This is a genomic window from Microbacterium sp. ACRRU, from assembly GCF_022346945.1.
GTDB lineage: Bacteria > Actinomycetota > Actinomycetes > Actinomycetales > Microbacteriaceae > Microbacterium > Microbacterium mcarthurae.
In genome coordinates this window covers 38,610-65,374 of sequence record NZ_JAKRNI010000017.1, presented here as the reverse complement: position 1 = coordinate 65,374, position 26,765 = coordinate 38,610, and the positions used below count along the sequence as shown (strand labels likewise).

21 protein-coding genes are annotated in these 26,765 nt (G+C 69.9%); 14 read left to right on the top strand and 7 right to left on the bottom strand.

All coding sequences use genetic code 11. The features are described 5' to 3' along the window. Positions 1 to 12 precede the first annotated feature (12 nt). Positions 13 to 1,236 carry a carbamoyl-phosphate synthase large subunit gene (locus MHY30_RS09770; RefSeq protein WP_239276725.1) on the bottom strand — a complete coding sequence of 408 codons (1,224 nt, stop codon included), beginning with the start codon at positions 1,234 to 1,236 and terminating at the stop codon, positions 13 to 15. 103 nt (positions 1,237 to 1,339) lie between these two features. Here MHY30_RS09770 and MHY30_RS09765 point away from each other — a divergent pair, with 103 nt between their 5' ends. From MHY30_RS09765 to MHY30_RS09755, 3 genes are read left to right on the top strand one after another with little or no spacing between them, the layout of a single operon-like run. After that, positions 1,340 to 3,058: a circularly permuted type 2 ATP-grasp protein gene (locus MHY30_RS09765; protein WP_239276724.1), complete on the top strand. Its 1,719-nt coding sequence runs from the start codon at positions 1,340 to 1,342 to the stop codon at positions 3,056 to 3,058. Next, on the top strand, positions 3,052 to 3,984 hold the full coding sequence (locus tag MHY30_RS09760; protein ID WP_228161577.1) for an alpha-E domain-containing protein: 933 nt from the start codon (positions 3,052 to 3,054) through the stop codon (positions 3,982 to 3,984). Before MHY30_RS09765 ends, MHY30_RS09760 begins: the two co-directional genes overlap by 7 nt. Then, a complete protein-coding gene (locus MHY30_RS09755; protein ID WP_239276723.1) occupies positions 3,981 to 4,826 on the top strand; it encodes a transglutaminase family protein in 846 nt (281 codons plus the stop codon). Before MHY30_RS09760 ends, MHY30_RS09755 begins: the two co-directional genes overlap by 4 nt. On the opposite strand, the gene MHY30_RS09750 is transcribed toward MHY30_RS09755, so the two are convergent. Further along, positions 4,810 to 6,390 (bottom strand): DHA2 family efflux MFS transporter permease subunit, encoded by a 1,581-nt coding sequence (locus MHY30_RS09750; protein ID WP_239276722.1) that lies wholly within the window; start codon positions 6,388 to 6,390, stop codon positions 4,810 to 4,812. The genes MHY30_RS09755 and MHY30_RS09750 overlap by 17 nt on opposite strands. 170 nt (positions 6,391 to 6,560) lie before the next feature. Here MHY30_RS09750 and MHY30_RS15355 point away from each other — a divergent pair, with 170 nt between their 5' ends. Then, the gene (locus tag MHY30_RS15355) at positions 6,561 to 7,994 is read left to right on the top strand and encodes a helix-turn-helix transcriptional regulator (protein WP_239276721.1); all 1,434 of its coding nucleotides are present in this window, start codon (positions 6,561 to 6,563) and stop codon (positions 7,992 to 7,994) included. Between the two features lie 10 nt (positions 7,995 to 8,004). Here the strand turns inward: MHY30_RS15355 and MHY30_RS09740 are convergent, their stop codons facing one another. Both MHY30_RS09740 and MHY30_RS09735 read right to left on the bottom strand, forming a co-directional pair. Then, positions 8,005 to 9,381, bottom strand: coding sequence for an MFS transporter (locus tag MHY30_RS09740; protein ID WP_239276728.1), 1,377 nt, complete (start codon positions 9,379 to 9,381; stop codon positions 8,005 to 8,007). 5 nt (positions 9,382 to 9,386) lie between these two features. Then, entirely contained in the window at positions 9,387 to 9,848 is a 462-nt protein-coding gene (locus MHY30_RS09735; RefSeq protein ID WP_239276720.1) for a MarR family winged helix-turn-helix transcriptional regulator, read from the bottom strand. Positions 9,849 to 11,074: 1,226 nt separating this feature from the next. On the opposite strand from MHY30_RS09735, the gene MHY30_RS09730 reads away from it, so the two are divergent. From MHY30_RS09730 to MHY30_RS09700, 7 genes are all read left to right on the top strand, one after another. After that, on the top strand, positions 11,075 to 11,923 hold the full coding sequence (locus MHY30_RS09730; protein ID WP_239276719.1) for an alpha/beta fold hydrolase: 849 nt from the start codon (positions 11,075 to 11,077) through the stop codon (positions 11,921 to 11,923). A 320-nt stretch (positions 11,924 to 12,243) separates the two neighbouring features. After that, positions 12,244 to 13,443, top strand: a complete 1,200-nt coding sequence (locus MHY30_RS09725; RefSeq protein WP_239276718.1) for an inositol-3-phosphate synthase — start codon at positions 12,244 to 12,246, stop codon at positions 13,441 to 13,443. Next, the gene (locus tag MHY30_RS09720; RefSeq protein WP_239276717.1) at positions 13,440 to 14,297 is read left to right on the top strand and encodes an SCO3242 family prenyltransferase; all 858 of its coding nucleotides are present in this window, start codon (positions 13,440 to 13,442) and stop codon (positions 14,295 to 14,297) included. Before MHY30_RS09725 ends, MHY30_RS09720 begins: the two co-directional genes overlap by 4 nt. After that, complete coding sequence (locus MHY30_RS09715) at positions 14,294 to 15,775, top strand: EboA domain-containing protein (protein WP_239276716.1); 1,482 nt, start codon at positions 14,294 to 14,296, stop codon at positions 15,773 to 15,775. The genes MHY30_RS09720 and MHY30_RS09715 overlap by 4 nt, the downstream gene beginning before the upstream one ends. 1 nt (position 15,776) lies before the next feature. Continuing rightward, a complete protein-coding gene (locus tag MHY30_RS09710; protein ID WP_239276715.1) occupies positions 15,777 to 16,676 on the top strand; it encodes a TatD family hydrolase in 900 nt (299 codons plus the stop codon). 1 nt (position 16,677) lies between these two features. Next, the gene (gene eboE / locus MHY30_RS09705; RefSeq protein WP_239276714.1) at positions 16,678 to 17,826 is read left to right on the top strand and encodes a metabolite traffic protein EboE; all 1,149 of its coding nucleotides are present in this window, start codon (positions 16,678 to 16,680) and stop codon (positions 17,824 to 17,826) included. Beyond that, a complete protein-coding gene (locus tag MHY30_RS09700) occupies positions 17,826 to 19,217 on the top strand; it encodes a nucleotide pyrophosphatase/phosphodiesterase family protein (protein WP_239276713.1) in 1,392 nt (463 codons plus the stop codon). Before eboE ends, MHY30_RS09700 begins: the two co-directional genes overlap by 1 nt. 63 nt (positions 19,218 to 19,280) lie before the next feature. Here the strand turns inward: MHY30_RS09700 and MHY30_RS09695 are convergent, their stop codons facing one another. The 3 genes from MHY30_RS09695 to MHY30_RS09685 all read right to left on the bottom strand — a co-directional run bounded on the left by MHY30_RS09695 (position 19,281) and on the right by MHY30_RS09685 (position 22,609). Then, positions 19,281 to 20,285, bottom strand: coding sequence for a sugar phosphate isomerase/epimerase (locus MHY30_RS09695; protein WP_239276712.1), 1,005 nt, complete (start codon positions 20,283 to 20,285; stop codon positions 19,281 to 19,283). 40 nt (positions 20,286 to 20,325) lie between these two features. Beyond that, complete coding sequence (locus MHY30_RS09690; RefSeq protein ID WP_239276727.1) at positions 20,326 to 21,468, bottom strand: Gfo/Idh/MocA family protein; 1,143 nt, start codon at positions 21,466 to 21,468, stop codon at positions 20,326 to 20,328. Between the two features lie 91 nt (positions 21,469 to 21,559). After that, positions 21,560 to 22,609, bottom strand: coding sequence for a substrate-binding domain-containing protein (locus tag MHY30_RS09685; RefSeq protein WP_239276711.1), 1,050 nt, complete (start codon positions 22,607 to 22,609; stop codon positions 21,560 to 21,562). Between the two features lie 313 nt (positions 22,610 to 22,922). Here MHY30_RS09685 and MHY30_RS09680 point away from each other — a divergent pair, with 313 nt between their 5' ends. From MHY30_RS09680 to MHY30_RS09670, 3 genes are all read left to right on the top strand, one after another. After that, positions 22,923 to 24,398: a sugar ABC transporter ATP-binding protein gene (locus tag MHY30_RS09680; protein WP_239276710.1), complete on the top strand. Its 1,476-nt coding sequence runs from the start codon at positions 22,923 to 22,925 to the stop codon at positions 24,396 to 24,398. Beyond that, positions 24,395 to 25,444 carry an ABC transporter permease gene (locus MHY30_RS09675; protein ID WP_374204601.1) on the top strand — a complete coding sequence of 350 codons (1,050 nt, stop codon included), beginning with the start codon at positions 24,395 to 24,397 and terminating at the stop codon, positions 25,442 to 25,444. Before MHY30_RS09680 ends, MHY30_RS09675 begins: the two co-directional genes overlap by 4 nt. Before the next feature lie 101 nt (positions 25,445 to 25,545). After that, entirely contained in the window at positions 25,546 to 26,727 is a 1,182-nt protein-coding gene (locus tag MHY30_RS09670; RefSeq protein ID WP_239276709.1) for an ROK family transcriptional regulator, read from the top strand. Positions 26,728 to 26,765: the final 38 nt, after the last annotated feature.

Sequence of the window (26,765 nt, the reverse complement as noted above, 5' to 3'; positions counted from 1 at the left end):
GGGCGGGGCGGGTCAGACGCGACCGGCGTGGACGGACTCCAGAGCCGCGGCATCCGCTTCGCGCATACCCTCGATCGGCTCGCCGTTCCAGACGATGTCGTCGCCGAGCGCGGCGAGCACCTCCTTGCGGTCGCCGTGCGAGATCTTGGCGCCGTGCACGAGGGTCGCCGGGCTCCACAGCATCGCCGCTCCGTCCCACCAGCCGGCGCCGACGTCGCGGACGTGCAGCAGGTCGTGCAACGTCGTGGGCAGGTGCTTGAGAGGCTCGGTGAAGGCGTCCGCGAGAACGGCGAGCGTGATCTGCCGTTCGGTGCCGGGGACGGCCACAACCGTCTGGTCCACCGCTCCCTCGATCGCGCGCGACACGTCCTCGGCCTCGAGCAGGATGACACCGTTCGTGGGCCGCGGGTTGCACTCGATGATCTTGTAGTCCGGCGTGACGTCGGTGCCGTGGTCGACGAAGTCGAACGAGATCTGCCCGGTGAAGCCGGGGTCGAGCGTGTCCACCAGCTGCTGCGTGTAGCGCAGCGTGTCGGTGCTGTCGACGGCGATGAACGCGATCGCGGTGCTGTGCGCCCACTGCTCCGCGGCCTTGTACGTCGTGTGGGCGGTGACCCGGCCATCGACGACGACGCTGTAGGTGCACACCATGGGACCGTCGACGAACGGCTGCACGAGCCAGGGCTGCTCCGGCGTCGGCACGCAGTCCTCGACCGGCACCTTCCCCGCGAGGGGCCCGGTGTTGGTCAACAGCCCGACGCCGCCGCGCGAGAACGCCGCGCGAGCGAAGTACCGGGGGAAGCCGTCGATCGCGGCGCGCAGCTCGTCGGGGGAGGTGACCACCACGGTCTCGGGGATGGGGACCCCGGCCTCCTGCGCCAGGCGCTGGAAGCTCGCCTTGTCGTGCAGGCGCGCGAGGTCGGCGAAGCTTCCCGCGTACAGCTCCACGCCGTCGGGCAGATCGGCGACGCGGGCGGCGAGATAGAACACCTCCTCGAAGGTGGGGAGGATGACATCGATGTCGTGAGCGCGCACGTAGTCGCTGACCGCGGCGATGAAGGCATCCGTCTCGAACCGGGGCGACGGCGTGACCAGGTGCCCGGCGAGGAAGCGCGAGTGGTTGCCGACCGCCCCGTCGTACGTATCGCTCGCGAAGACGGTGTGCCCGACGCTGCCGAGCTTGCGGATGAGGTCGAGAGCGAACGTGTTGCGGGAACTGGTGACGAGAACGCGCATGGGGCACCCTTGGTCGAGCCGGCTGATGTCGGCTCAGCCTAGCCACGGCGGTGCCCGCGCGGGGGAAACACCTCCGCAACACGGGCCTGGGTAGGCTCGGGGCATGGGTGACCTGTTCGACGGTTACGGCTCCACGTTGGCGCCGCGCAAGACCGCATCCGGCATCCCGGCCTACGACGAGATGTTCGGTGTCCCCGCCGCCCCCGGTGACGCCGCGCCCTCGCGGGAGGCGTATCGGGAGCTCTACCAGACGCTGGCGCAGATGACCCAGGAAGAGTTGCGCGGCCGTACCGACTCGCTCGCCAGCTCGTACCTCGCCCAGGGCGTCACGTTCGACTTCGCGGGCGAGGAGCGTCCTTTCCCTCTGGATGCCGTGCCCCGGGTCATCGCCTACGACGAGTGGTCGCGCATCGAAGCGGGTGTGAAGCAGCGGGTGCGGGCCCTGGAGGCGTTCCTCGACGACGCCTACGGCAATCAGCACTGCGTGCGCGATGGCATCCTTCCGGCGGGGCTCATCTCGTCGTCGCAGTACTTCTATCGTCAGGCCGCCGGCATCCGCAGCGCCAACGGGGTGCGGATCCAAGTGTCGGGTATCGACCTCATCCGCGACGAGCACGGTGAGATGCGCGTGCTCGAAGACAACGTGCGGGTGCCCTCGGGCGTGTCCTACGTCATCTCCAACCGGCGGGTCATGGCGCAGACACTGCCGGAGCTCTTCGTCTCGATGCGCGTGCGCCCGGTCGGCGACTACCCCAACAAGCTGCTCGCGGCGCTGCGCGCCTCGGCCCCGCCCGGCATCGACGACCCGAACATCGTCGTCCTCACCCCCGGTGTCTACAACTCCGCCTACTACGAGCACACGCTGCTCGCGCGGCTCATGGGCGTCGAGCTCGTCGAGGGCCGTGACCTGCTGTGCATCGGCGGGAAGGTGTTCATGCGCACGACCCGCGGTCCGCAGCGCGTCGACGTCATCTACCGCCGCGTCGACGACGATTTCCTCGATCCGCTGCAGTTCCGCGCCGACTCGATGCTCGGCGCGCCGGGTCTCATGCTCGCGGCGCGCCTGGGCAACGTGACCATCGCGAACGCCGTGGGCAACGGCGTCGCCGACGACAAGCTGCTGTACACCTACGTGCCCGATCTGATCCGGTACTACCTCGCCGAGGAGCCGATCCTGAAGAACGTCGACACGTGGCGGTTGGAGGATCCGGGGGCGCTCGAAGAGGTGCTCGACCGTCTCGACGAGCTCGTGGTCAAACCCGTCGACGGCTCGGGCGGCAAGGGGCTGGTCGTCGGGCCGGATGCCTCGCCGGCAGAGCTCGAGAAGCTGCGTCGGCGTCTGCTCGCGGACCCGCGCGGCTGGATCGCGCAGCCCGTCGTCATGCTCTCGACGATCCCCACCCTCGTCGAGGATGGGATGCGTCCCCGCCACGCCGACCTTCGGCCCTTCGCGGTCAACGATGGCGACGACATCTGGGTGCTGCCCGGCGGTCTCACTCGCGTCGCCCTTCCCGAGGGGCAGCTCGTGGTGAACTCGAGCCAGGGCGGCGGCTCGAAGGACACGTGGGTCGTGGGCGGGTCCGCCCCCTCCCACGTCGAGTACGGCCAGGGCAACGGGGTTTCCGGGCTCGTCGCAGATCAGGCGGCCGTGACCGAGGCGATCCCGATCGTCTACGACGGCCAGCCCGCCCCCGCGACGGCGCCGCGGGATCTGCGCGCCGACCGCGATCAGCAGGAGCAGCAGCAGCAGGCCGACGCCGGCGTGCAGCACGGGCCCCAGGCCGAGCAGCAACAGCAGCAGGGGGAGGTGTCGTCGTGCTGAGCCGCATCGCCGAATCGCTGTTCTGGATCGGCCGCTACATCGAGCGGTCCGACGGCACCGCGCGCATCCTCGACGTCCACCTCCAGCTCCTCCTCGAGGACCCCTGGATCGACGAGGACACCGCATGCCGGTCGCTGTTGAGCGTGATGGGGTCGGCCTTCCCCGAGAACGTCGACAGCGTGCGACGCGACGACGTGCTGGCGCGACTCGCGGTCGACCGCATGAACCCGTCGAGCATCGCGTACTCGCTCACCGCGGCACGAGAGAACGCCCGCCGCGCGCGCGAGATCGTCTCGACCGAGCTGTGGGAGATCCTCAACACGACGAACTCTCGGATGCCACGGCGCCTGCAGACCGACAAGGTGCACGAGTTCTTCCAGTGGGTGCGCGAGCGCGCGGCGCTCGCAATCGGCATCGTCGACTCGTCCACGAACCGCGACGAGGCATGGCAGTTCTTCACGCTCGGCCGCAGCATCGAGCGCACCGACATGACCGCCCGGTTGCTCGCGACCCGGTCGCTCACCGAGGTGTCGGGTCCGTCCTGGACGACGATCCTCCGCTCGTGCGGGGCGTACGAGGCATATCTGCGCACCTATCGGGGTATGCCGAGCGCCCGCAACGCCGCGGAGTTCCTGTTGCTGGACCGCCTCTTCCCCCGGTCGATCATCTATTCCATCCAGCGCGCCGAGGACTGCATGAGCGCCATCGATCCCCGTGCCGACCGCGTGGGCCACTCCAACACGGTGCTCCGGGCGCTGGGACAGATCCGCAACGATCTCGAGTACCGCCCGATCAGCGACATCCTCGCGGAACTCCCCGAGCACATGCAGCGCGTGCAGACCGTGACCCGAGAGGCATCCGAGGCCATCCGTTCGCGGTTCTTCCCCACGCAGGCCGAGCCCGCCTGGATCGGAGAGATCTCGTGAAGCGCCTGCGCATCGAGCACCAGACCGGGTTCACCTACCCGGGTGACGTCGTGGCCTCGTACAACGAGGCCCGCATGCTGCCGGTGTCCACGGACAGCCAGTTCGTGCTGAGCTCGTCGCTCGACATCGAGCCGTCGACGTCGGTGAACCAGTACGTCGACTACTTCGGCACGCGGGTCGCGGCCTTCGACGTGCTCTCGCCGCACTCGGGGCTGACGATCACGGCCCGCTCCCTGGTCGAGGTGCGCCCGCGCCCGATCGAGCACGCCGACATCACGTGGGAGGAGTTGCGAGAGCAGGCATCCAAGTCCATCGCCACGGTCGAACAGCTCACTCAGACACGACGGACGACGCCGCACCCCGAGGTGGCGGAGATGGCTCGCGCGGTCGCGGCCCGCCATGACCGTCCGGGGCCGGCCGCGCACGCGATCGCCGAGGCCGTGGGTGAAGCGATCGACTACATGCAGGGCGTCACGGGCGTGCACTCCACCGCCGTGGACGCGTGGGAGGCCCGGAAGGGCGTGTGTCAGGACATCGCGCACATCACCCTGGGGGCGCTGCGCGAAGTCGGCATTCCCGCGCGGTACGTGTCGGGCTACCTGCACCCCAAACCGTCCGCCGAGGTCGGCGAGGCCGTCACCGGCGAGTCGCACGCGTGGGTCGAGTGGTTCGCCGGTGACTGGCAGGGCTTCGACCCGACCAACAACATCGAGATCGGCGACCGGCACGTGCTCGTCGGACGTGGACGCGACTACAACGACGTCCCGCCGCTGCGCGGCGTCTACGCCGGGCCGGGGAAGAGTCAGCTCAAGGTCAGGGTCACGATCACTCGCGAGACCTGACCCGGGCCGTCCCCAGCGTCAGCGTCGAGGCCAGGCCGAGCGTGAGGAAGCCGGCCGCGGTGAAGGCGGCGCGCGTGCCGTCGCTGAAGGCGGCTCGCGCGTCCTCGGCGATGTCGCGTGTCTGCGGCGACTGCTCGAGCCCGAGGATCGCCCCACCCGCGCTGTCCACCACCTGCGACACCACCTGGTCCCGCTGCTCGGTCGGCAGCCCGCGGTTGTCGAGGGAGGCCGCGAGAACGCCGGACGTGGTCGAGAACAGGACCGTCCCGAGGATCGCCACCCCCAGTGCCGCCCCCAGTTGGCGCGACGTCGATTGCGTCCCGGACGCGGCTCCGCTCTCGCCCGCGGGGACCTCGGCCAATACGACCCCGGTGAGCTGCGCCGTGGCGAGGCCGACTCCGACGCCGTAGATGAACAGGAACGGGATGAGCGGGCCCCATGTGGCATCCGGTCCGATGGTCAGGGCGACCCCCGCCACCCCGATGATCTCGGCCGCGAGGCCCGCACGTACGATCCACACCGGCGCAGCGCGACCGCTCAACGCGCCCGCGATACCGCTCGCGACGAACGACCCGATGGCGAGCGAGAGCAGCAGGAGCCCCGTCTGCAGGGCGTCGAAGCCGACGACGAACTGCAGCCACAGGGGCAGGGCGAGGATGATGCCGAACTCGCCGAGGGAGACGACGGCAGCGGCGATGTTGCCGTTGCGGAAGGACGCGATGCGGAACAGGCCGAGAGCGAGCAGGGTCGAGCGCCCGGTGCGCTGGCGGTGGGCGCCCCACGCGACGAAGGCGACGAGCGAGACGGCGGCCAGCGCGAAAGCGATCGGCACGGGCGACAGGGGCAGCGACCATTCCCAGGGGCCGATCTGCGGCGTCTGCTCGACCGTCCACCAGCCGTAGGTGCGGCCCTCGATGAGTCCGAAGACGAGCGGGGCCATCGTCGTCACCGACAGCACGGCGCCGATGCCGTCGATCGACTCCCGCCTGTCGCTGCGCGACTCGGCCACCGTGAAGAGCACGCCGATGACGATGAGGATGCCGAGGGGGATGTTGATCCCGAAGGCCCAGCGCCAGGAGAAGGCGGTGGTCAGCCATCCGCCCAGCAGCGGTCCGACGGCGGCCATTCCGCCGATTGTCGACCCCCACACGGCGAACGCGATGCCGCGCTCGCGTCCGTGGAACGTGGCGTTGATGAGCGAGAGGGTCGTGGGGAGGATCATTGAGCCGCCGATGCCCTGGACCAGCCGGGCGAGGATGAGGAGCCCGCCGCTGGGGGTCACGGCGGCCGCGATCGAGGCGAGAGCGAACACGGTGACCCCGATGAGCATGAGGCGTCGTCGTCCGACCCGGTCCGCGAGGCTTCCGAACACCAGGAGCAGCGACGCGAAGACGAGGGTGTACGCCTCCTGCACCCACTGAACCTCGGTGGAGGAGATGCGGAGCTCCTCGACGATGGACGGTACGGCGACGTTGACGATCGTCGAATCCACGATGATCAGCGACACGGCGATGCTGATGAACACCAGTCCCGCCCACCGGCGGGGGATCTCTCCTTGACTCACATCGCTAGCTTATCTAGCGAAAAACACCGGAGGAAGGGGACGCCGCGACGCCGTGCGCTGCGCCCTGCACTTTCCGCATCGCCCTGCATCGCCCGGAACGATGACCGGACGAAACGTTGGGACGAATAGCGCAAGATGATGGCCTACCATCGCAGCGAGGGGAGCTCACCGTGGCTGAGGAGTCGACAGTCGAGAACGTCAAGGCCGCGGTCGACCGCGTCGTCCGCAGCGTGCTTCCCACAGCCCCGGCGCCGGCCATCGCCGATCTGCGCACTCTGGCCGACATCGAGGCCGGACCCGCTCCTCGTGTGTGGGTGGATGCCAGCGCGCATACGCTCGAAGCGTTGCTCATCGCCCGGTCCCGCTTGGACCACGTCGACGAGGCGTTGCAGCTCATCGACGCGCACTTCGCCAACGGGCGCCTGCGCGGACCGAGTCGCCTCGAGGCGACCACCCGCTCCACTCTCTTCTCCGCGGTGTCCGAGGCCTACGCCGCCGCGGGGTGGGTACAGCGCGCCGCCGAGTACGCCGCCTCCGCCATCGCGTATGCGAACGGTCCGGTGGCGCTGTACCGCGCCCACGCCGTCCGCGGTCTCACGGCCGCCATCAACGGGGAGTACCTCGTCGCCGCGGACAGCCTCCGCGAGTGCGAGGACGTGGCATCCCGGTCCGGCTGGGAGATCGTGCACCCCGACTACGACCTGCTCCTCGCCCGCATCCTCCTCGCCTCCGCCGACCTCGACGCGGCGGCTTTGGGTGTGCTCGCGGAAGAGCTGCGAACCGGGTCGCCCGGCGACCCGTTCTGGCTGTACTCCGCGCGCGCGGCCGAGGCGATGCGGGCTCTCATCCGTCGCGACTACGCCGAAGGGATGATGCTCGTCGCGACGCTGGCCGGTGGAACCGATGCGCACTCGGGCCACACGATGGTGCGGGGCTTCGCCCAGGGGGTGTACGCTGACCTGCTCCTGGCCCGGGGGGAGCCGAGGCGAGCGCTCGCGGTGCTCGAGGGGCGGCAGTCGCCGCCCGGGCACGCCCTGTGCTTCGACATGCAACGCGCCGCGGCGCTCATCGCGCTAGGGCGTGAGCGAGAGGTACTGGAGTCCACGGACCCGTGCATCCGGATGGGCACGGAGCACTGCGTCCGTACGCTGACGCCGCTGTTGCTGCGGCGTGCCGTCGCCCACGTCCGGCTGGGCAATCACGAGGCCGCCTACACGGTTTTCGCGGAGGGGTTCTCGCTCTCCGAGAGCCTGGGCGGCTCGCTCACCCCCTACCTGACCCTCCCGCAACCCGAAGTGCGCGCCCTGCTGGAGCGGCTGGCGACGCTTCACCCGGAATCGGCCGAAGCCGCGGCACGCGTCTGCGCGGCGCTGTCGTACGTGCCCGCGCGGGAGCCGCGTCCACCGCTCCCGGCGCTGAGCCCTCGCGAGGAGCGCCTGGCGCTGTTCCTGCGCGGGCCGCGCAGTCTTCCGCAGATCGCGGAAGCGCTCGAGGTGTCACCCAACACCGTGAAGTCTCAGCTGCGGTCCATCTACGCGAAGTTAGAGGTGTCCGGACGCGATGCCGCCGTGGCGGTGCTGGAGGCGCACGGCTTCTACGTGTAACGCGGTCCGCTCAGGCCGAGGGGCGCGGGTGCGGGTCGGGTCGCGTGCGGCCGGCGCCGCGGGGACGCTCCGTCGGCGGCAGCGGAATCGGTGTGGTTCCCGCGATCTCGTCGCTGAAGTCCTCCGGCTCGGCCGGGACGGTGGCCAGCGGGCGCGTCTCGTCGAGGGTCAGCCGGAACCGTTTGGTCTCGTGCCGGTGCAGGCGCCCCGACGCCAGCGTCCAGGTCACCCCGACCCCGCACGCGATGAAGGCGACGACGGCGGCGAGACCGATCGCCACGCGCGGCCCGAGCTCCTCGGCGACCGCTCCGACGATGGGAGCTCCGACCGGCGTCCCTCCGAGCAGGATCGCCATGTAGAGCGCGAGCACGCGACCGCGCAGCGCCGGATCGGTGGTGGTCTGGACGTAGCCGTTGGCCGTGGTGAGCATGGTCACGACGCAGAAGCCCGTGAGGACGAGGGTCGCCGCGTACGTCTCGTAGCTGGGCGCCACCACCGAGAGACCGGATGCCACGGCGAAGCCGCCGGCGCCCAGGATCACCACGCGCATGCGGGCGCGGTCCCGTCGTGCGGCCAGCAGGGCTCCCGCGAGCGAACCGATCGCGACGAACGAGCTGAGCAGCCCGAAGCCGTCGGCGCCCCGCCCGAATTCGAGCGCCATCGTGGACGCGAAGATGGGGAAGTTCATGCCGAACGCGCCGAGGAGGAAGACCATGGCGAAGATCACCACGAGGTCCGGACGTTTCGCGACGTAGCGGAAGCCGTCCGCCAGACGCGCGGGTCCGCCGCGGCGGTGGTGGACGACCAGCTCGTGAGGTCTCATGAGCAGGAGCGCCGCGATCATGCCGAGGAATGTCACGGCGTTGACCAAAAACACCCAGCCGGTTCCGACGACCACGATCATCAGGCCCGCCACGGCCGGCCCGATCAGCCGGGCCGTGTTGAAGGAGGCGGCGTTGAGGGCGACGGCATTCGAGGCGTTCTCGCGCGCGACGAGGTCGGAGACGAAGGCCTGTCGCGCGGGGTTGTCGAACGCCGTGATCAGACCCAGCGCGAGAGCGAAGACGAACATCAAGGGCAGCGTCATCACGCCCGTCACCAGCAGGATGCCGATCGTGACGGCCAGCAGCAGCATCGCGCCCTGCGTGCACATGATGAGCTTCCGGCGGTCGAAGCGGTCCGCGACCCACCCGGTCACCCCCACCAGCAGCAGCGGGGGAGCGAACTGCAGGGCCATCGTCACGCCCATGGCGGCGGCGTCGTTGGCGGTGAGCTCGGTCAGGACCACCCAGTTCTGCGCCGTCGCCTGCATCCACGCGCCGATATTGGACACGAGCGCACCGACGAACCAGACGCGGTAGTTGTAGACCGACAACGAGCGGAACATCGCACTCACGTGTCTGCCACCTTTCGCATGATCTCGGCCGCCGCCGCGAGCGTCTGCCGCTCATGGCCGGACAGGTCCGCCAGGGCCTGCTCGAGCCAGGCGTCCCGACGCCGAACGGTCTCGTCGACCACGAGGCGACCGGCATCCGTCAGGGCGATCGTGACCTTGCGGCGGTCGTCCTCGTCGGGGGTGCGCGAGACGTACCCCGCCTCTTCGAGCAGCGATACCGTGCGGTTCATCGACGGGGCCGTGACGCGCTCGCGCTCCGCGAGCTGGCCGAGGGTGTGCTCACCGTGCATCGTGAGCGCGGCGAGCACGGCGAACTGTCCGTCGCTCATGGTGTCGACCGCGCGTTGGGAGCGCAGGCGGCGGGCGAGTCGGAACGTCGCCATCCGCAGCTCGGAGGCTGCGGAACGGAGGGCGTCACGCGAGTCGGACCGGGGGGATTCGTCGACGCGGTCATTCATGGTTCTCGATAGTTAGCGTATCTGATTAGTCTTGCTAACGGTTCGTTTCGTCGTTTTCCGGCCGAGCGCCGCCCTTACGTCACTCGCGCCGAGCTCGAGCAGCGGCGATCGCTTTCGGAGCCGCCGGTGGAAATCACCCGCCGCAACGCGCTCGCATCTTGGGGCATCGACGTTCCCGAGGATGACGCTGCACCAACCCCCGAGGCCGATCCGAGGACCGGCATCCCGTCGACGTCGACGGGGAGAACGAACCGCACGAGCAGGAGACGACAGATGAGCACCAGGACCATCACCGGCAACCTCGCCGTCGTTATCAACTCAGGGTCTCGTGGGAGAGGATCGGTTAGCGCGTGCCGATGCGGCGCTCCAGAGGATCATGGAAGCGACGGCGAACAAGGTAGCCGAGCCCAATGCAGCGAAAGAGGACAGGGTTATCCAGGCACCGCGCGAGTGTGTAGCTGCATCGGGGTTGATCGCGATGACGACTCCCGTGATGGCTGCAACCCCTCCGACTGTGGTCGAGAAGAGCAAAGAAGGCATCGCGTCACGTTTCGACGAAGTGCGAACCCATCTGAGGATCGAAACCACCGCGATGACCGTTGCAATGGTGAGAGCCGTCACGCAGACGATCGTTGCGAACCACCCTAGGCCGCTGCGTAGCGCTCCAACGGGTTCGCATGCCACGACGAGAGGCGCGAAGGACCACTGGACCCCCTCTAGGCATGGCAGGCTCCAAAATAGCCGCACCGCGGCTATGGAAACAGCAAACGGGACGCTCAACCCCACGAACAAGCTGACCCAGCCGACGACAAGAATCGTCGGCCGGGTCGACCTGCTCTTCATGCGATCACCATCCACTGTTGCAATCCCAGAAGACGGGTGCATTGTTGCCATAGTTCAAGGACGTCCAGCACATTTCTAGAGCCCTCTCGTTGCGCCAGTCGCCAAGAACGGGACGGCTGCTGGCAGGCCCCGGACCGGGATAACTTCCGGGTGTGACCACCATATTTTGGCCGGCAGTAACCCAACCGTCCGGTACTTCCAGGCCACCGCTTCCAGGAACGCCCGGTCATCATGCCGACGACGACCACCGCTGATCCGATGCAGCGGCATCAGCGGCTCCACCACCGACCACGCCCGATCCGGAATCACATCCCGACTCATCTCACTGACAATCCCCGAACCCCACCCAAACCACCAAAGTCAACGCGCCCTAGACTCGCCGCATGCCCGAGTTCGTCGACGCCTACGGCATCCCGATCGTCTACGACGTGTACCCGGCGGAGTCGCCGCGGGCGATCGTGCAGCTGCTGCACGGGGTGGGGGAGCACGCGGGCCGGTACGAAAGGCTCATCGAGGCGCTCGTCGACGACGGCTACACCGTCTACGCCGACGACCACCGCGGACACGGTCGCACGGGCCTGCGCCAGTGGAACGGTGACCACCGCAAGCTCGGTCGGCTCGGCCCGGGAGGCCTCGGTGCCGCGCGCGACGCCGTGTGGACCCTGACGCAGATCATCCGCGAGGCCCACCCCGATCTCCCGCTGGTGCTCCTCGGGCACTCGTGGGGTTCGTTCCTCGCGCAGATGCTGGTGGACCGGCATCCGGATGCCTTCGACGCGGTCATCCTGAGCGGATCGGCCTTGCGCTGGCCCGGTGCCCTCAACGCGGGCGACTTGAACGCCCCGTGGAAGCACGTGCGCGGCTCGGGCATGGAGTGGCTCTCCAGCGACGAGCAGGTCGGGCGGGACTTCATCGCCGACCCTCTGACGACCTCGACCCCGCTCCTGCGGCTGTTCGGCCCGCTCGAGACCCTCAGGCTCTTCGGCCGCCCCCGGCGCGATCTCGGGCACGATGTGCCGATGCTGCTCATGGTCGGGCGCGACGACACCGTCGGGGGGCCGCGCAGCGTCCATCGGTTGGCGGACGCCTATCGCGCGCGTTCCGGACTCACCGACGTCACGACGCTGGTCTATCCCGGCGCGCGCCACGAGATCTTCGCCGAAGTGCAGCAGGCCGAGGTGCGTGCCGATCTGCTGGCCTGGCTCGACACCCGGTTCCCGGCGCGAGCCTGACCGGCCGCCGCCCCCCGTCCCGGTCCGCGGGTTCGCGAGGGTACCTCGTCACGCGTGCCCCCCACGCGGGACGCAGGGGGCACTCTGCGCGGCCTTGACTGCAATAGATGCCTGCAATTGTGGAGACTTTTGCTTGCCATTCTGCAAAAGCGCGAATAGTGTCGGTCGAGCCAGGGCTGCTCAGCGCAGAGAAGGGTCAGGCCGCAGGCGCCGTGTTCGTCCCCCCGCGGACACGTCGCACGCCATCGGGGCACCCGCCCCGCGCGTCGCTGACGCGCGCCTCGGCAGCTCACGTCCCTCGATGAAGAACGGATCTCCACGTGAACAGTTCTGACATTCCCGCATCGCCCGAGGTCGGCGCCTGGTTCATCGGCGCTCGCGGGTCGCTCGCCACGACGGCGATCGTCGGCCTGCACGCGGTCGCCGCCGGCCTGGTCGAGCCCATCGGATTGACGACCGAGACACCCGCCCTGAGGGACTCGGCCTTCCCCGGCCTCGCCGACATCGTCGTGGGCGGGCACGACATCACGACGACGCCGCTGGTCGACAGGGCGCGATCGCTCGCCGAGGGCGGCATGTTCCCGGCATCCCTCGTCGACCGCGTGAGCGAGCGTGTGGCCGCCACCGACCGGAACCTGCGCCAGGTTCCCACCGGGCTCACGACGCAGCAGGAGGAGATCGATCAGCTCACCGCGGACATCGTCGACTTCCGCGAACGCCATGGCCTGCGCGACGTCGTCGTGATCGACGTCTCCTCGACCGAGCCGTTGCCGCCGTACCACCCGGGATTCGACGACGACACGGCACTCACGGTCGCTCTGTCGACGCCCGGGGTGCGCATCCTTCCGCCGAGTTCCCGTGCCGCCGCCGCCGCGGTGGCCGCGGGCGCGGCGTACGCCGCGTTCACGCCCTCGGCTTCGCTGAACCTGCCCGCGCTGCGCGAACGCGCCGATCGCGCCGGGATCGCCTACGCCGGACAGGACGGGAAGACCGGCGAGACCCTGCTGCGCACCGTGTTGGCGCCCATGTTTACGGCACGCGGCCTCTCGGTCCGGTCGTGGGCCGGAACCAACCTCCTCGGCGGGGGTGACGGGGCGACGCTGTCCGACCCCGAGGCCGTCCGGTCCAAGCTCGTCTCGAAGAACCGGGGCCTGTACTCGCTCGTGGGAGACGACGTCGTCGCGCCCCTGCACATCGACAACGTGCCCGACCTCGGCGACGTCAAGACCGCCTGGGACCACGTGAGCGCGGTCGGATTCCTGGGCAGTCGCGTGACCCTGCAGACGACGTGGAGCGCCTACGACTCCGCCCTCGCGGCGCCCCTCGTCATCGACCTCGTCCGTGCCCTCGCGCTCGCCACGCGTGCGGGCCACCGGGGGGTCGTCGCCGACCTCGCGTGTTTCTTCAAGGACCCGTGGGGCAGCGACGTCCACGCGTTCGCCGAGCAGACCGCTCGATTCGTCGGATGGGCCCGCCGCTCGTCCGACGCCGTCGTCGCGGCCTCGGTCGCAGCATCGTGAGCCGTGTCTCGGACTACCTCGAGCTCGTTCGTGCGCCGGCCTCGCTGACCGTCATCGGCGACGCTCTCGTCGGAGCCGCCAGCGCGCGGGGTGGCGTCGGCGGGCGGAGCGTGGCTCTCGTGGGCGCGTCGGTATGCCTCTACAGCGCCGGGATGGCGCTCAACGACTACGCGGATGCCGACCTCGATGCGCGCGAGCGACCCGAACGCCCGATCCCCTCCGGGCGTGTGCCGCGGCCGCACGCTCTGGCAGCGGGGGTCGTCCTCACCGGTGCCGGGGTGGGCGCAGCGTTCCTTGGTGGCCGTGCCGCGGGCCTGGTCTCGCTCGCGTTGGCCGGGGCGCTGTGGTCCTACGACCTGGTGTTCTCCTCGACACCGGCCGGTCCCGTGGTCATGGCCGCGTGCCGCGGACTCGACGTGATGCTCGGCGGCGCCGGCCGCGGGTGGCGACGGGCCGTGCTCCCGGCCACGGCGGTCGCCGCGCACACCGCCGCGCTGACCGCGGTGTCCCGGGGTGAGGTCACGGGGACCACCGCCGCCACCGGGCGCGCGGCCGTCGCCACGAGCATCGCGGTCGCCGCTGCGGCCGTCGCGGCCCCGGGAGACCGCGCGGCGGGTCTCGTCGGGGGTGCGCGGTACCTCGCGGCGGTGCTTCCGGGCCACCGGGCCGTGGCCCGGCATCCGGGGGCGATCGAGGCGCGCGCGGCCACCCGGGGCGCCATCCTGGCCCTGGTTCCCCTGCAGATCGCGCTCGCCGCGCGGACGGGGTCGCTGCCGGTCGTCGCGGTGCTGCTGGCGGTGGAGACGGCCGGTCGGCTGCTGCGGCGCCGCCGCGCGAAGGGAGACATCACATGAGCGAGTACGCGTGGACGTGGGGCTACGGGACGAACGGGTTCGCCGACCATCCGCTCGATGCCGCTCTCGACGTCATGCAGGGATGCGGGTATGGGGCCGTCGCGCTCACGCTCGGGCATCCGCACCTCGACCCGTTCGCCCCGGACTGGCGCGCACGCACGGAGCACCTCGCCACCGACTTGGGCCGTCGCGGCCTCCGGTCCGTCGTCGAGACGGGCGCTCGGTATCTCCTCGATCCCTGGACCAAACACCGCCCGACGCTGGTCGACCGCGAGGCCGACGCGCGGATGGAGTTCTTGCGGCGCGCGATCGAGATCGCCGGGATCCTCGGGTCGGACTGCGTCTCGCTGTGGAGCGGTGTGCTTCCCGACGACGTCACCGCCGATGCTGCCCGTGTCCTCCTTGACGAACGGCTCGCTGCCCTGGTCGAATCCGCCGCCGATCGCGACGTCGTCTTGGCGCTCGAGCCGGAACCGGGCATGCTCGTCGAGACCGTCGAGGACGCGCTGGCCGTCCGGGCACGCCTCGGTCATCCTGCGAACCTCGGACTCACGGTCGACCTCGGCCACTGCGTCGTCGTCGAGCGGGCCGGTGTCGTCGGCGCCCTTCGCGCGGCCGGTTCCCTGCTGCGGAACGTGCAGGCCGACGACATGCGCGCGACCGCCCACGAGCACCTGCCCTTCGGGGAGGGGGATCTCGACCTCGAGGCGGCGCTGCGGACGCTGCGGGAGATCGACTACCGCGGCGTGGTCGCGGTCGAGCTGCCGCGTCATTCGCACGCGGCGCCGAAGCTCGCGCGCGAGAGCATCATTGCGCTGGAGGCTGCCGCGGGGTCGGCGATGCCCGGCGCGGCATCGGCCGTGCGCGACGACGCTCCGTCGCGCCGCGCGACGAGCGACCATCCGTGGACGGCGCGCGCGGTCGACGAAGTGCGCGCGGATGCCACGCGTGCGGCGCGGCGGTTCGCCGAGGCAGGGCGTGCGGTGGGGCGCGAACCGAGGGGAAAGACTCCGTTCGGTCCGACGGCGGATGACGAGGCCCGAGCCGCGATCGTGGCGGCGCTCGTCGACGGGGGTGCGGAGCCTGCCATCCTCGAGTCCCTCTACCGCCGCGGAGACGATGCGGAGCGTCGCGGCGTCCTCCGGGGCCTCGATCGGGTGAGTGCGAGCGTCGACGACCGGTGGCGCGAAACCGGCATCGAGATCGTGAACGATGCGCTGCGCACCAACGACGCGCGCCTGGTCGCCGCCGCCATGGGGCCGTTCGCGGGCCGCCACCTCGACGACCACGCGTGGCGCCACGGGGTCCTCAAGCTGGTGTTCCTCGGCATCCCGCTCTCGGTCGTCGACGCGCTGGCCGATCGCGCGGACGAGGAGCTCGCCGCCATGGCCGAGCGGTTCGCGGTCGAGCGGCGCGCGGCCGGCCGCCCCGTGCCCGACGACCTGACCCTCGTCCTTCCCACCTCCGAAAGGTTCTGACGTGCGCATCTTCGACCCCCACATCCACATGTCGGCGCGAACGACCGACGACTACGAGGCCATGTACGACGCGGGTGTGCGCGTCCTCGTGGAACCCGCGTTCTGGCTCGGTCAGCCGCGCACGAACGTCGGATCGTTCCTGGACTACTTCGACGCCCTGATCGGGTGGGAAAGGTTCCGTGCGGCGCAGTTCGGCATCCGTCACCACTGCACGATCGCGCTCAACCCCAAGGAGGCGAACGATCCCCGCTGCCGTGAGGTGATGGCGGAGCTCCCGCGCTATCTCGTCAAGGACGGTGTCGTCGCCGTGGGCGAGACAGGCTACGACTCGATGACCCCCGAGGAGGACGAGGTGCTGCGCCAGCACCTCGCGCTCGGGATCGAGTTCGAGCTCCCCGTCCTGGTGCACACCCCGCACCGGGAGAAGGCGGTCGGGACGCGCCGCACACTCGACGTGGTCGCCGAGTCCGGAATCGGGATGGAGCGCGTGCTGGTCGACCATCTCAATGAGACGTGCGTCGACGACGTCGCGGACAGCGGCGCGTGGATGGGCTTCTCGATCTACCCCGACACCAAGATGGACGAGACACGGGTCGTCGCGATCATGAAGCGTCTCGGCCTCGACCGCATCATCGTCAACTCCGCTGCGGATTGGGGCCGGTCCGATCCGCTCAAGACGGCCAAGACGGGTCTCGCCATGCTCGCCGCGGGCTTCACCGACGACGACGTCGATCGCGTCCTGTGGCGGAACCCCCTGGAGTTCTACGCCCAGAGCGGGCGGGTGATCGCCGATCCCGTACCGGGATTCGAGCCCGCCCACCAGGGCCCCGACACCTTCGAGGGCAATTCGGTGCTGCGGGGCGCCGTTTCGCGCGGCATCCCGTCTCCCGAGGGAGTCTGACGTGGACCTGTCGTACTGCACGAACGTCCACCCCGCCGAAGACCTCCCGGGGATCGTGCGGCAGCTCGACGAGCACGCCGGTCCCGTCCGCGTCGCGGCGGATCTCGACCGCCTGGGGGTCGGGCTGTGGCTGCCGGCCGACACCGCCGCACTCCTCGCAGCCGACGCCGCCGCGCGGACGCTGCTGGTCGCGGCCCTCGAGCGCAACGGACTCGAGCTCCGTACCGTCAACGCCTTCCCCTACCGGGGGTTCCACGACGGGATCGTGAAGCTCGCGGTCTATCGACCCGACTGGACCACGCCCGAGCGATTGCGGTACACGCTCGATTGCGCCCGCGTGCTCGCCGCCACCCTCCCGGAGGGGGTCGACGGAAGTATTTCCACGCTCCCCCTCGGATGGCGCGAGGGGTGGGATGCCGCGCACGACGAGGCGGCCGACGACGCCCTGAGGCGGCTGGTCGAGGGATTGCGCGCTCTCGAGCGGGAGACCGGGCGTACGGTGCGCGTGGCGATCGAGCCCGAACCCGGGTGCATCCTCGACGACGTCGCCGACGTGGTGCGATGGCTCGGCGCGCGGCCCCACCTCACCGAGGACGGCTTCGTGGGCCTCTGCCTGGACACCTGCCACCTGGCGGTGTCGTTCGCCGACCCCGCCGCGGCCGTCGCGGCCGTGACGGCCGCGGGTATCCGCATCGTCAAGGTCCAGGCCTCCGTCGCTCTCGAGGTCGCCGACCCCGCCGACCCGCGCACGCGCGCGGCCCTCGCTCCCTTCGCGGAGGAGCGTTACCTTCACCAGGCGCGGGCAGCCGGGGGGATCCGGGCCGCCGACGACCTGCCCGAGCTGTTCGCGGCCGACGAGCCGTGGCCGACGGATGTGCCCTGGCGGGTGCACGTGCACATCCCGTTGCACGCGCGCCCCGCGCCGCCGCTGCGCGGTACGGGCGGGGTGCTGACGGCCGCGGTGGATGCGGTCCTGTCCGCGCCCCACGGGGATGCGGCCCACCTCGACGTCGAGACCTACACGTGGTCGGTGCTGCCGGCATCTCTGCAGCCGGACAGCCTGATCGAGGGCATCGCCGCGGAGCTCCGGTGGGTTCGCGCAAACCTCGGCGCGGCCGTGGCATCCGCCGCCGTTGAAAGGAGGCCGTGATGAGCAAGGTGCTTCTGCTGGACGTCGTCGGGCTCACCCCGCGGGCTCTGGCGTCGATGCCCCGCCTCCGGGCGCTCGGCGAGGGAGGCCGTGCGGTCGGTCTCGACACCATCCTCCCGGCGGTCACCTGCAGTGTGCAGTCGACCATTCTGACGGGCCGGATGCCACGCGATCACGGGATCGTGGGCAACGGGTGGTACTTCCGCGGCCTGGGGGATCCGCTCCTCTGGCGCCAGCACAACGCTCTCGTGGAGGCGGAGAAGGTCTGGGAGACCGCTCGCCGACACCGCCCCGACCTGCGCACGGCCAACCTCGGCTGGTGGTTCGCCATGGGAGCCAGCACCGACGTCACCGTGACTCCGCGACCGATCTATCACGCCGACGGGCGCAAGAGCCCCGACGCCTACATCCGCCCCGCGGGGCTGCACGATCAGCTCACCGGTGCGTTGGGGGAGTTCCCGCTCTTCCAGTACTGGGGACCGACGGCGTCCCTTCACAGCACCTCGTGGCTCATCGAGGCCACCCGGGGCATCATCGGTGAACGTTGGGGGGCCGCTCCCGACCTGGCGATGGCATATCTGCCGCACCTCGACTACGACCTGCAGCGCTTCGGCCCGAACGGGCCCGAGGCCGACCGTGCCGCCCGCGAGCTCGATGACGCGCTCGCGCCGCTTCTGGAGGACGCCGCCGACCGGGAGTACACCGTCGTGGCGGTGTCGGAGTACGGCATCGAGCAGGCTTCGCGTCCGATCGACGTCAACCGCGCGCTGCGACGGGAGGGGCTGCTGGAGGTGTACGTGCAGGACGGCCGGGAGCAGCTGGACCCGTGGACCTCGCGCGCCTTCGCCGTGGCCGACCACCAGGTCGCCCACGTCTATGTGGCCGACGCCGCCGACGTCCCGCGCGTACGCGATGTGCTGCGCGCGCTGCCGGGGGTCGACGAGGTACTGGACCGCGCGGCGCAAGGGCGGTACGGACTCGACCATCCGCGTGCGGGTGAGCTGGTCGTGGTGGCCGACCCCGGCGCCTGGTTCACCTACTACTTCTGGCTCGACGACGACCGCGCGCCCGAGTACGCGCGCGGTGTCGACATCCACCGCAAGCCCGGCTACGACCCCGCCGAGCTGTTCTTCGATCCGGCCGACCGCCTCGCCAAAGCGAAGGCGGGTGCCAACCTGGTGAAGAAGAAGCTCGGCCTGCGCTACGCCATGAGCACGGTGCCGCTGGACCCGTCGTGCGTCCGCGGTACGCACGGGCGCCTCCCCGACTCTCGCGCCGACGCCCCGCTGCTGCTGACCTCGGACGCCGCGCTCGTGGCGGACGACACCGAGTCCGTGGCCGCGACCGCCGTCCGCGACCTCGTGCTGCGCGCTCTCGGGACGCCGGACTGAATCGACGCCGAACAGCGCGAGGGGCCGAGTGCGTGATGCACCCGGCCCCTCGCTCGTTACGGATCAGCGCTGGCTGAACGCCGCGTCGAACGCCGCACCCGACGGTTCGTACGACGACAGCTTGCGTACGAAGGCGAGCGCCTCGGGGGCCCCGACCATGCGGTCCATCCCGGCGTCCTCCCACTCCACCGAGAGGGGACCCTGGTACCCGATCGCGTTGAGCATGCGGAAGGCGTCCTCCCACGGCACATCGCCGTGGCCGGTCGAGATGAAGTCCCACCCGCGCCGAGGGTCGGCCCATGGAAGGTGGGAGCCCAGGCGTCCGTTGCGCCCGTCGGTGAGCCGCTTCTTCGTGTCCTTGCAGTGCACGTGGTAGATCCGGTCTTGGAAGTCCCAGAGGAACCCGACCGGGTCGATGTCCTGCCACACCATGTGCGAGGGGTCCCAGTTCAGGCCGAACGCTTCGCGGTGCCCGATGGCTTCCAGAGCGGCCTTGGTGGTCCAGTAGTCGTAGGCGATCTCCGATGGGTGCACCTCGTGCGCGAAGCGCACGCCGACCTCGTCGAACACGTCGAGGATGGGGTTCCATCGGTCGGCGAAGTCCCGGTACCCCGCGGCGACCATGTCGGCGGTGGCCGGCGGGAACATCGCGACGTACTTCCAGATCGAGGAGCCGGTGAAGCCCGTGACCGTCCTGACACCGAGCTTCGCCGCGAGCCGCGCAGTGTTCTTCAGCTCTTCCGCGGCGCGCTGCCGCACGCCCTCCGCTTCCCCGTCACCCCACACATGGTCCGACACGATGTCACGATGACGCTGATCGATCGGGTCGTCGCAGACGACCTGGCCCTTGAGGTGGTTGGAGATCGTGAAGACCTTCAGGCCGTTGCGCCCGAGCACGTCGAGCTTGCCCTGTACGTAGGCGTCGTCATCCCACCGCCACGGGTCGAGGTGGTCGCCCCAGCAGGCGATCTCGAGGCCGTCGTAGCCCCACTCGCCGGCGAGGCGGGCCACGTCCTCGAAGGGGAGGTCGGCCCACTGGCCGGTGAAGAGGGTGATCGGTCGCGTCATTGCGTGTCCTTTCGAAGAGGGATGCCGTGGGGGAGGTGGATCAGGAGACGGACACCCACGCGCTGTCGGCGGCGGAACTGCGCGCCACCGCGTCGAGCACGCTCTGCACGTGCAGGCCGTCGGCGAACGAGGGCCGTGGGTCACGGTCGCCGGCGACATCCTCGATGAAGTCCTTGGCCTGGTGCGCGAACCCGTGCTCGTAGCCGAGCATATGGCCGGTCGGCCACCAGCGACCGACGTACGGGTGGCCGGGCTCGGTCACCAGCACGCGCCGGAAGCCGAGTTCGGTCTCGGCATCCGTGGCGACGTAGAGGTCGAGCTCGTTGAGGCGTTCGAGGTCGAAGGCGAGAGCGCCGAGCGAACCGGACACCTCGATACGCAGCGCGTTCTTGCGGCCCGTGCGGAAGCGGGATGCCTCGAACGAGGCGAGGGCGCCGGACGAAAGCCGCCCCGTGAACAGCGCGACGTCGTCGACGGTCACCGCGCCGCGCTCCGTACCCGCGGAGCCCGACAGGCCCGACGATTCCGCCAGCACGGGGCGCTCGGACACGAGGGTCTCCAGCACACCGGAGACGCGTTCGACGCGTTGGCCCGTGATGTATTCGGCGAGATCGACGGCGTGGGCGCCGATGTCTCCGAGCGCGCCCGACCCAGCGCGCTCCTTCTGCAGCCGCCACGTGAGGGGGGCGTCGGCGTCGCTGAGCCAGTCCTGCAGGTACTCGGCCCGCACTTGACGGACCTCGCCGATACGACCCGAGGCGACGAGGTCCCGGGCGAAGGTGGTGGCGGGAACCCGCCGGTACGTGAAGCCCACCATCGAGCGGATGCCGTGACGCCGGGCCTGCTCGGCGGCGTCCGTCATGCGCTGAGCCTCCTCGACGGTGTTGGCCAGCGGCTTCTCGCACAGGACGTGCTTCCCCGCTTCCAGGGCGGCGATGGCGATCTCGGCATGCGAGTCGCCCGGGGTCACGATGTCGACCACATCGATGTCGTCGCGCGCGATCACCGCGCGCCAGTCCGTCGAGGATTCCGTCCAGCCCCAGTCCGCCGCGGACGAGCGTGTGCGCTCGGCGTCGCGACCGACGAGCACGCTCATTTCGGGTCGAGCGGGAAGGTCGAAGAAGCGGGGTGCCACGCGCCATCCCTGGGAATGCGCGGCGCCCATGAATCCGGCGCCGACCATGGCGATGCGGAGGGACTGGGTCACGATTGTCGTCTTTCTGTGGGGGGAGTGCGAGCGGGGGACGCCCACCGGGCGGGCGCCCCCCGGTCGGTCAGGAGTTGAACGCGAGGTCGATGTAGCTGGCGACGTTGTCCTTGGTCACGACCGGCGCGTCGAGCACGATCCGGTTGGGGACGCTCGGGGTGATCAGGTCGCCCGCGGTCTTGCCCTGGGCGATCAGTCGAGCCAGGGCGATGCCGTCGGCCGCCTGCGTCGAGGGGTAGATGACCGTTGCTTTCAGGGGCGTGTCGTCGGCCTCGATGGCCTCCATCGCGTTGCGGCTTCCGGCCCCACCGACCATGAAGAACTCGTCGCGACCGGCCGCGGTGATGGCGGCGAGCACGCCGATGCCCTGGTCGTCGTCGTGGTTCCAGATCGCGTCGATCTGCGGGTTGGCGGACAGGAGCTGCGAGGTCGCGGACTCCCCGCCCTGCACGGTGAAGTCGGCGCTGACCCGCGGGCCCACCGAGAGGCCGCAGTCCGACAGCGCGTCGGCGAAGCCAGCCGAGCGGTCCTGGGTCAGCGGCAGCGAGTCGATACCGGCGATCTCGGCCACGACGGCATCGCCGTTGCCCCCGAGCTGCTCGCAGATGTAGGTGCCGGCGCTGACGCCCATGCCGTAGTTGTCTCCGAGGACGGTCGTCCGGGCGGCGAACGGGCTCGAGAATTCGCGGTCGACGTTGATGACCGGGATGCCGGCCTCCATCGCGCGGATGGCGACCTCGGTGAGGGCGGCTCCGTCGCTGGGCAGCAGGACGATGGCGTCGACACCGTTGTTGATGAAGGTCTCGACCGCGGCGATCTGGGCGTTGACGTCGTTCGTGCCTTCGGCGACCTGCAGGTCGACGTCAGGGAAGCTCTCGGCGGCTGCGAGGGCGCCCGAGTTGATGGCGCCGAGCCAGCCGTGGTCGGCGGCAGGCCCGGAGAAGCCGATGGTGACGGTGTCGCCCGTGGCGGCGTTCTCCTCCGTCGTCGTCCCCTGGTCGACGATGTCTTCGCTGTCGCCACCCGAGCCGGTGCAGCCGGCGAGCAGGCCGACCGCGGCGATGACGGCGGCGCCGGTCAGGACCAGACGGGAGCGCGACTTCAGACGTGAGCGCATGTTCTTCCTCCTTGAATGTGATGCAGCTGGGGTGCCATCGGGGCCCCGGGCGTTCGGATTCACGGAGGTCCTCGTTGACGTGGCTCACGCTAGCAGAAGTGACGCTCGGGTAGTCAACTTTTGTTATCTGTCGGTTATAAGTCGGTGGCATCGACAGGATCGTGCCGCAGAAGGCCGCGGCGAGTGCGCGAGGGCCTTACATCTCCCGGAGCAGAATTCCCGCCGGATGGGGTCGCGCCGCGTTCTAGGGGCGTGTTATGTTCGGCCGGTGATCAAAGTTGACCATCCATCGTCATTACTCGACGTTCGCGGCGTGACGAAGTCGTTCGCCGGCGTGCGCGCCCTCCGCGGCGTTGATCTGGAGGTCCGCGCCGGCGAGGTGCACTGCGTGCTCGGTCAGAACGGAGCGGGGAAGTCCACGCTCATCAAGACCCTCGCCGGTGTTCACCGCCCGGACGGCGGACAGATCTCGTGGCTCGGAGAGGCCGTCGAAATCCCCACGCCGCAGGCCGCCATCGAGTTGGGCATCGCCACCATGTACCAAGAGCTCGACGTCGTCGACGGGCTCACGATCGCCGAGAACATCTTCCTCGGCCACGAACTGGCCAGCGGCGGCTTCACGAAGCGCTCCGAGGCCGCACGGCGCACAACCGAGCTGCTCCGACGCCTCGGGCATGCCAGCCTGTCCCCGCACACCGAGGTGGGGACGCTCAGCGCTGCGAACAAAGAGATCGTCAGCATGGCACGCGCGCTCTCACACGACATCAAGCTGATCATCATGGACGAGCCCTCCGCCGTCCTCGACAGCGAGGAGGTGAAGAACCTCTTCGCCGTCGTGCGCGAGCTCACGGCCGCGGGGATCGCCGTGGTCTACATCACCCACCGTCTGGAGGAGATCCGAGAGATCGGAGACCGCATCACCGTTCTGAAGGACGGGCGTACCACCGCGGTCGGGCTCCCCGCCTCCGACACCCCCACGGCGGAACTCATCCGGCTCATGACGGGCCGTGACGTCAGCAACGTGTTCCCCGAGCGGTCGCCGGTTGCCTCCGATGCCCCGGTGATCCTCGATGTCGAGGATCTTGCTCTGGACGGCGTCTTCTCCGACGTCTCGTTCCGTGTTCGCGCCGGCGAGGTGGTCGGACTTGCGGGACTCGTCGGCTCCGGTCGCTCCGAAATCCTCGAAACCGTCTACGGCGCCCGCCGGGCCACCGCCGGAAGAGTGCGCGTTCGCGACCGGGTACTCCCTCGGGGCTCGGTCACCGCTGCTGTTCGCGCGGGGGTGGGGCTGTCGCCCGAGGAGCGTAAGAGCCAGGGCCTCGTCCTCGACGAGCCGATCTACGTCAACGCCACCCTTGCCTCGATGTCGCGCTTCGCGCGCGGTGGTTTCCTCGACGACAAGGGCGCGCGCCGTGTCGCGGCCGAGCAGATCGAGGCGTTAGAACTCCGCCCCGCCGATCCCGACCGCGCCGCCCGCACCCTCTCCGGCGGCAACCAGCAGAAGATCCTCCTCGCGCGCTGGCTCATCCACGGCACGAGCGTGCTTCTGCTGGACGAGCCCACGCGCGGCGTCGACGTCGGCGCACGTGCCGAAATCTATGCCCTGATCCGTCGCCTGGCCGCGGCCGGTAACGCCGTGGTCGTGGTCTCGAGCGAGATCGAGGAGGTGCTCGGCCTCGCCGACATCGTCCTCGTCGTCGCCGACGGCCGTGTCCTCCGCACGCTTCCCTCCCACCAGATCGACGAGCACGGCGTGCTCGACCTCGTTATGAAAGGATCCGCCGCGTGAGCGAGCCGACCACCCCGACCCGTGCGCGGACCGTGCCGACCGAGACCGGCACCGCGCCTGTCACGACGGCCACGCCCGCGTGGCGCCGCCTCCTCTCCGGCCCCGCCGGACGCAATCTCGGCCTCGTCGTCGCGCTGTTGCTGATCGTGATCGTCGGCGCCGTCACGGCGCCGGGATCCTTTACGAGCCTCGACAACGTCCTCGTCATCCTGAGGCTCGCCTCGACGACCGGTGTCGTCGCCATCGCCATGACCTTCGTGATCATCGCCGGGGGGATCGACCTCTCGGTCGGTTCCGTCGTCGGTCTCGCCTCGGTGGCCGCCACCTTGGCGGCCGTCCAGGACCTCGCCGATTCTCTGCACTGGAGCGTGATGGTCGTCATCGCCCTCCTGGTGGGCGTGGGCGCGGGGCTCATCAACGGTCTCGTGATCGCCTACGGCAACGTCGTGGCCTTCATGGCGACGCTGGCCATGCTCGTCGGTGCCCGCGGTCTCGCCGAGATCCTCGCGGATCGTCGCACCCTCGTGGTGGAGGACCGCGGCTTCGTCACCGTGATGAACGCCGACTTCCTCGGTATCGACATCCTCATCTGGATCTTCGCGATCGTCGCGGCGCTGGGATGGGTCCTGCTCAACCGCACCACGTTCGGTCGCCGGACGGTCGCCATCGGTGGCAACCGCGAAGCGGCGCGACTGGCCGGCATCAACGTGCGGCGACACACGATGTGGCTCTACGGCTTGACGGGTCTGGCATCCGGCATCGCCGCGATCATGTTCCTCGGGCGAACCACCGCCGGAACCTCGACGCACGGTCTCCTGCTGGAGCTCGACGTGATCGCGGCCGTCGTCGTCGGCGGAACGCTGCTCGTGGGCGGGCGAGGCACCGTCACCGGAACGGTGTTCGGTGTGCTGATCTTCTCGACCCTGTCGAACGTGTTCGTCCAGAACAACCTGTCGTCGTCCTTCCAAGCGGTGGCGAAGGGCGTCATCATCGTCGTCGCCGTTCTGCTGCAGCAGCGCTTCGCGCGCTCGCCCGGACGTAACTGACGGACATGAACGCCGACGGCGGCCGCGGGGTTCCGCGTGGTCGCCGTCGGTGCGTGAACCGCACACAGACGAGCTAGTGGTGTACTGAGGGTGTGAAGAGAATGACCACGGATTCTGCGCAGCCGGTGACCGGCGTGAGCCAGCTGTTCCAGCTGCTCCGCGACGGGGTCCCGCGCACCCGGGCCGAGCTGGCCAAGTCGACGGGCCTGGCTCGTTCGACGGTCGCCGTCCGTGTCGACGAATTGATGCGCATGGGGCTCATCACCCCGGTGGCCGACGCGGTCTCCACGGGAGGTCGGCCGCCCTCGCAGTTCGCGATCAACCCTGCCGCCAAAGTGGTCATCGCCGTCGACATCGGCGCCTCCCACGCCACGGTCGCCGTCGCCGACCTCACGGGAAAAGTCCTGAACGAGAAGACCGGCGAGCTCGACATCGCCCTCGGCCCCGAACCGGTGCTCAGCTGGCTCGTCGACGGGGCCACGGAACTGCTCTCGGCGTCCGGCCGATCGGTGTCGGACGTCGCGGCCATGGGCATCGGTGTCCCCGGACCGGTCGAGCACTCCACCGGTCAGCCGGTGAATCCCCCGATCATGCCCGGTTGGGACCGTTTCGACATCCCCGGCTGGATCTACCAGCACATGCCGGTCCCTGTGCTCGTCGACAACGACGTCAACATCATGGCGCTCGGCGAGCGGAGCATCGCGTGGCCCAGCATCGACCACTTCATGTTCGTCAAGGTGGCCACGGGTATCGGCACGGGCATCATCTCCGGTGGTGAGCTCCAGCGCGGTGCGCAGGGCATCGCCGGCGACATCGGGCACGTCCAGGTCGCTCGCGGAGTCGACATCCCGTGCCAGTGCGGTAATCGTGGGTGCCTCGAGGCGTTGGCATCCGGTCCCGCCATCGCCCGGGCTCTGCGACGCGACGGCATCGAGGCCCACACCGGCTCGGACGTGGTCGACCTCGTCAAGCGCGGCAACATCGACGCGATCCAGGCCGTCCGCCAGGCCGGCCGTGACATCGGGGACGTCCTCACGACCTGCGTGAGCCTCATGAACCCTTCGGTGATCGCGATCGGCGGGTCGATGGCGCGCGTGGGCGAGCACTTGATCGCGGGTGTTCGCGAGGTCGTGTACACGCGCTCCACGCCGCTGGCCACCGAATACCTCTCCATCGTGCAGTCGCTCACGGCCGAGAAGGCCGGTGTGATCGGCGCGAGCATGCTCGCCGTCGAGCACGCCCTGTCGCCGGAGTCGTTGAGCACGGGCTTCCTGCGGGTCTGAGTCACACAGGGTCGCCGCCCCCGCCGGGGGCGGAGATT

Coding starts and splice junctions, on each gene's coding strand:
- MHY30_RS09770 (WP_239276725.1), bottom strand. CDS start 1,236: ATGCGCGTTCTCGTCACCAGTTCCCGCAACACGTTCGCTCTCGACCTC.
- MHY30_RS09765 (WP_239276724.1), top strand. CDS start 1,340: ATGGGTGACCTGTTCGACGGTTACGGCTCCACGTTGGCGCCGCGCAAG.
- MHY30_RS09740 (WP_239276728.1), bottom strand. CDS start 9,381: ATGTTCCGCTCGTTGTCGGTCTACAACTACCGCGTCTGGTTCGTCGGT.
- MHY30_RS09735 (WP_239276720.1), bottom strand. CDS start 9,848: ATGAATGACCGCGTCGACGAATCCCCCCGGTCCGACTCGCGTGACGCC.
- MHY30_RS09730 (WP_239276719.1), top strand. CDS start 11,075: ATGCCCGAGTTCGTCGACGCCTACGGCATCCCGATCGTCTACGACGTG.
- MHY30_RS09715 (WP_239276716.1), top strand. CDS start 14,294: ATGAGCGAGTACGCGTGGACGTGGGGCTACGGGACGAACGGGTTCGCC.
- MHY30_RS09700 (WP_239276713.1), top strand. CDS start 17,826: ATGAGCAAGGTGCTTCTGCTGGACGTCGTCGGGCTCACCCCGCGGGCT.
- MHY30_RS09695 (WP_239276712.1), bottom strand. CDS start 20,285: ATGACGCGACCGATCACCCTCTTCACCGGCCAGTGGGCCGACCTCCCC.
- MHY30_RS09690 (WP_239276727.1), bottom strand. CDS start 21,468: ATGGTCGGCGCCGGATTCATGGGCGCCGCGCATTCCCAGGGATGGCGC.
- MHY30_RS09685 (WP_239276711.1), bottom strand. CDS start 22,609: ATGCGCTCACGTCTGAAGTCGCGCTCCCGTCTGGTCCTGACCGGCGCC.
- MHY30_RS09670 (WP_239276709.1), top strand. CDS start 25,546: ATGACCACGGATTCTGCGCAGCCGGTGACCGGCGTGAGCCAGCTGTTC.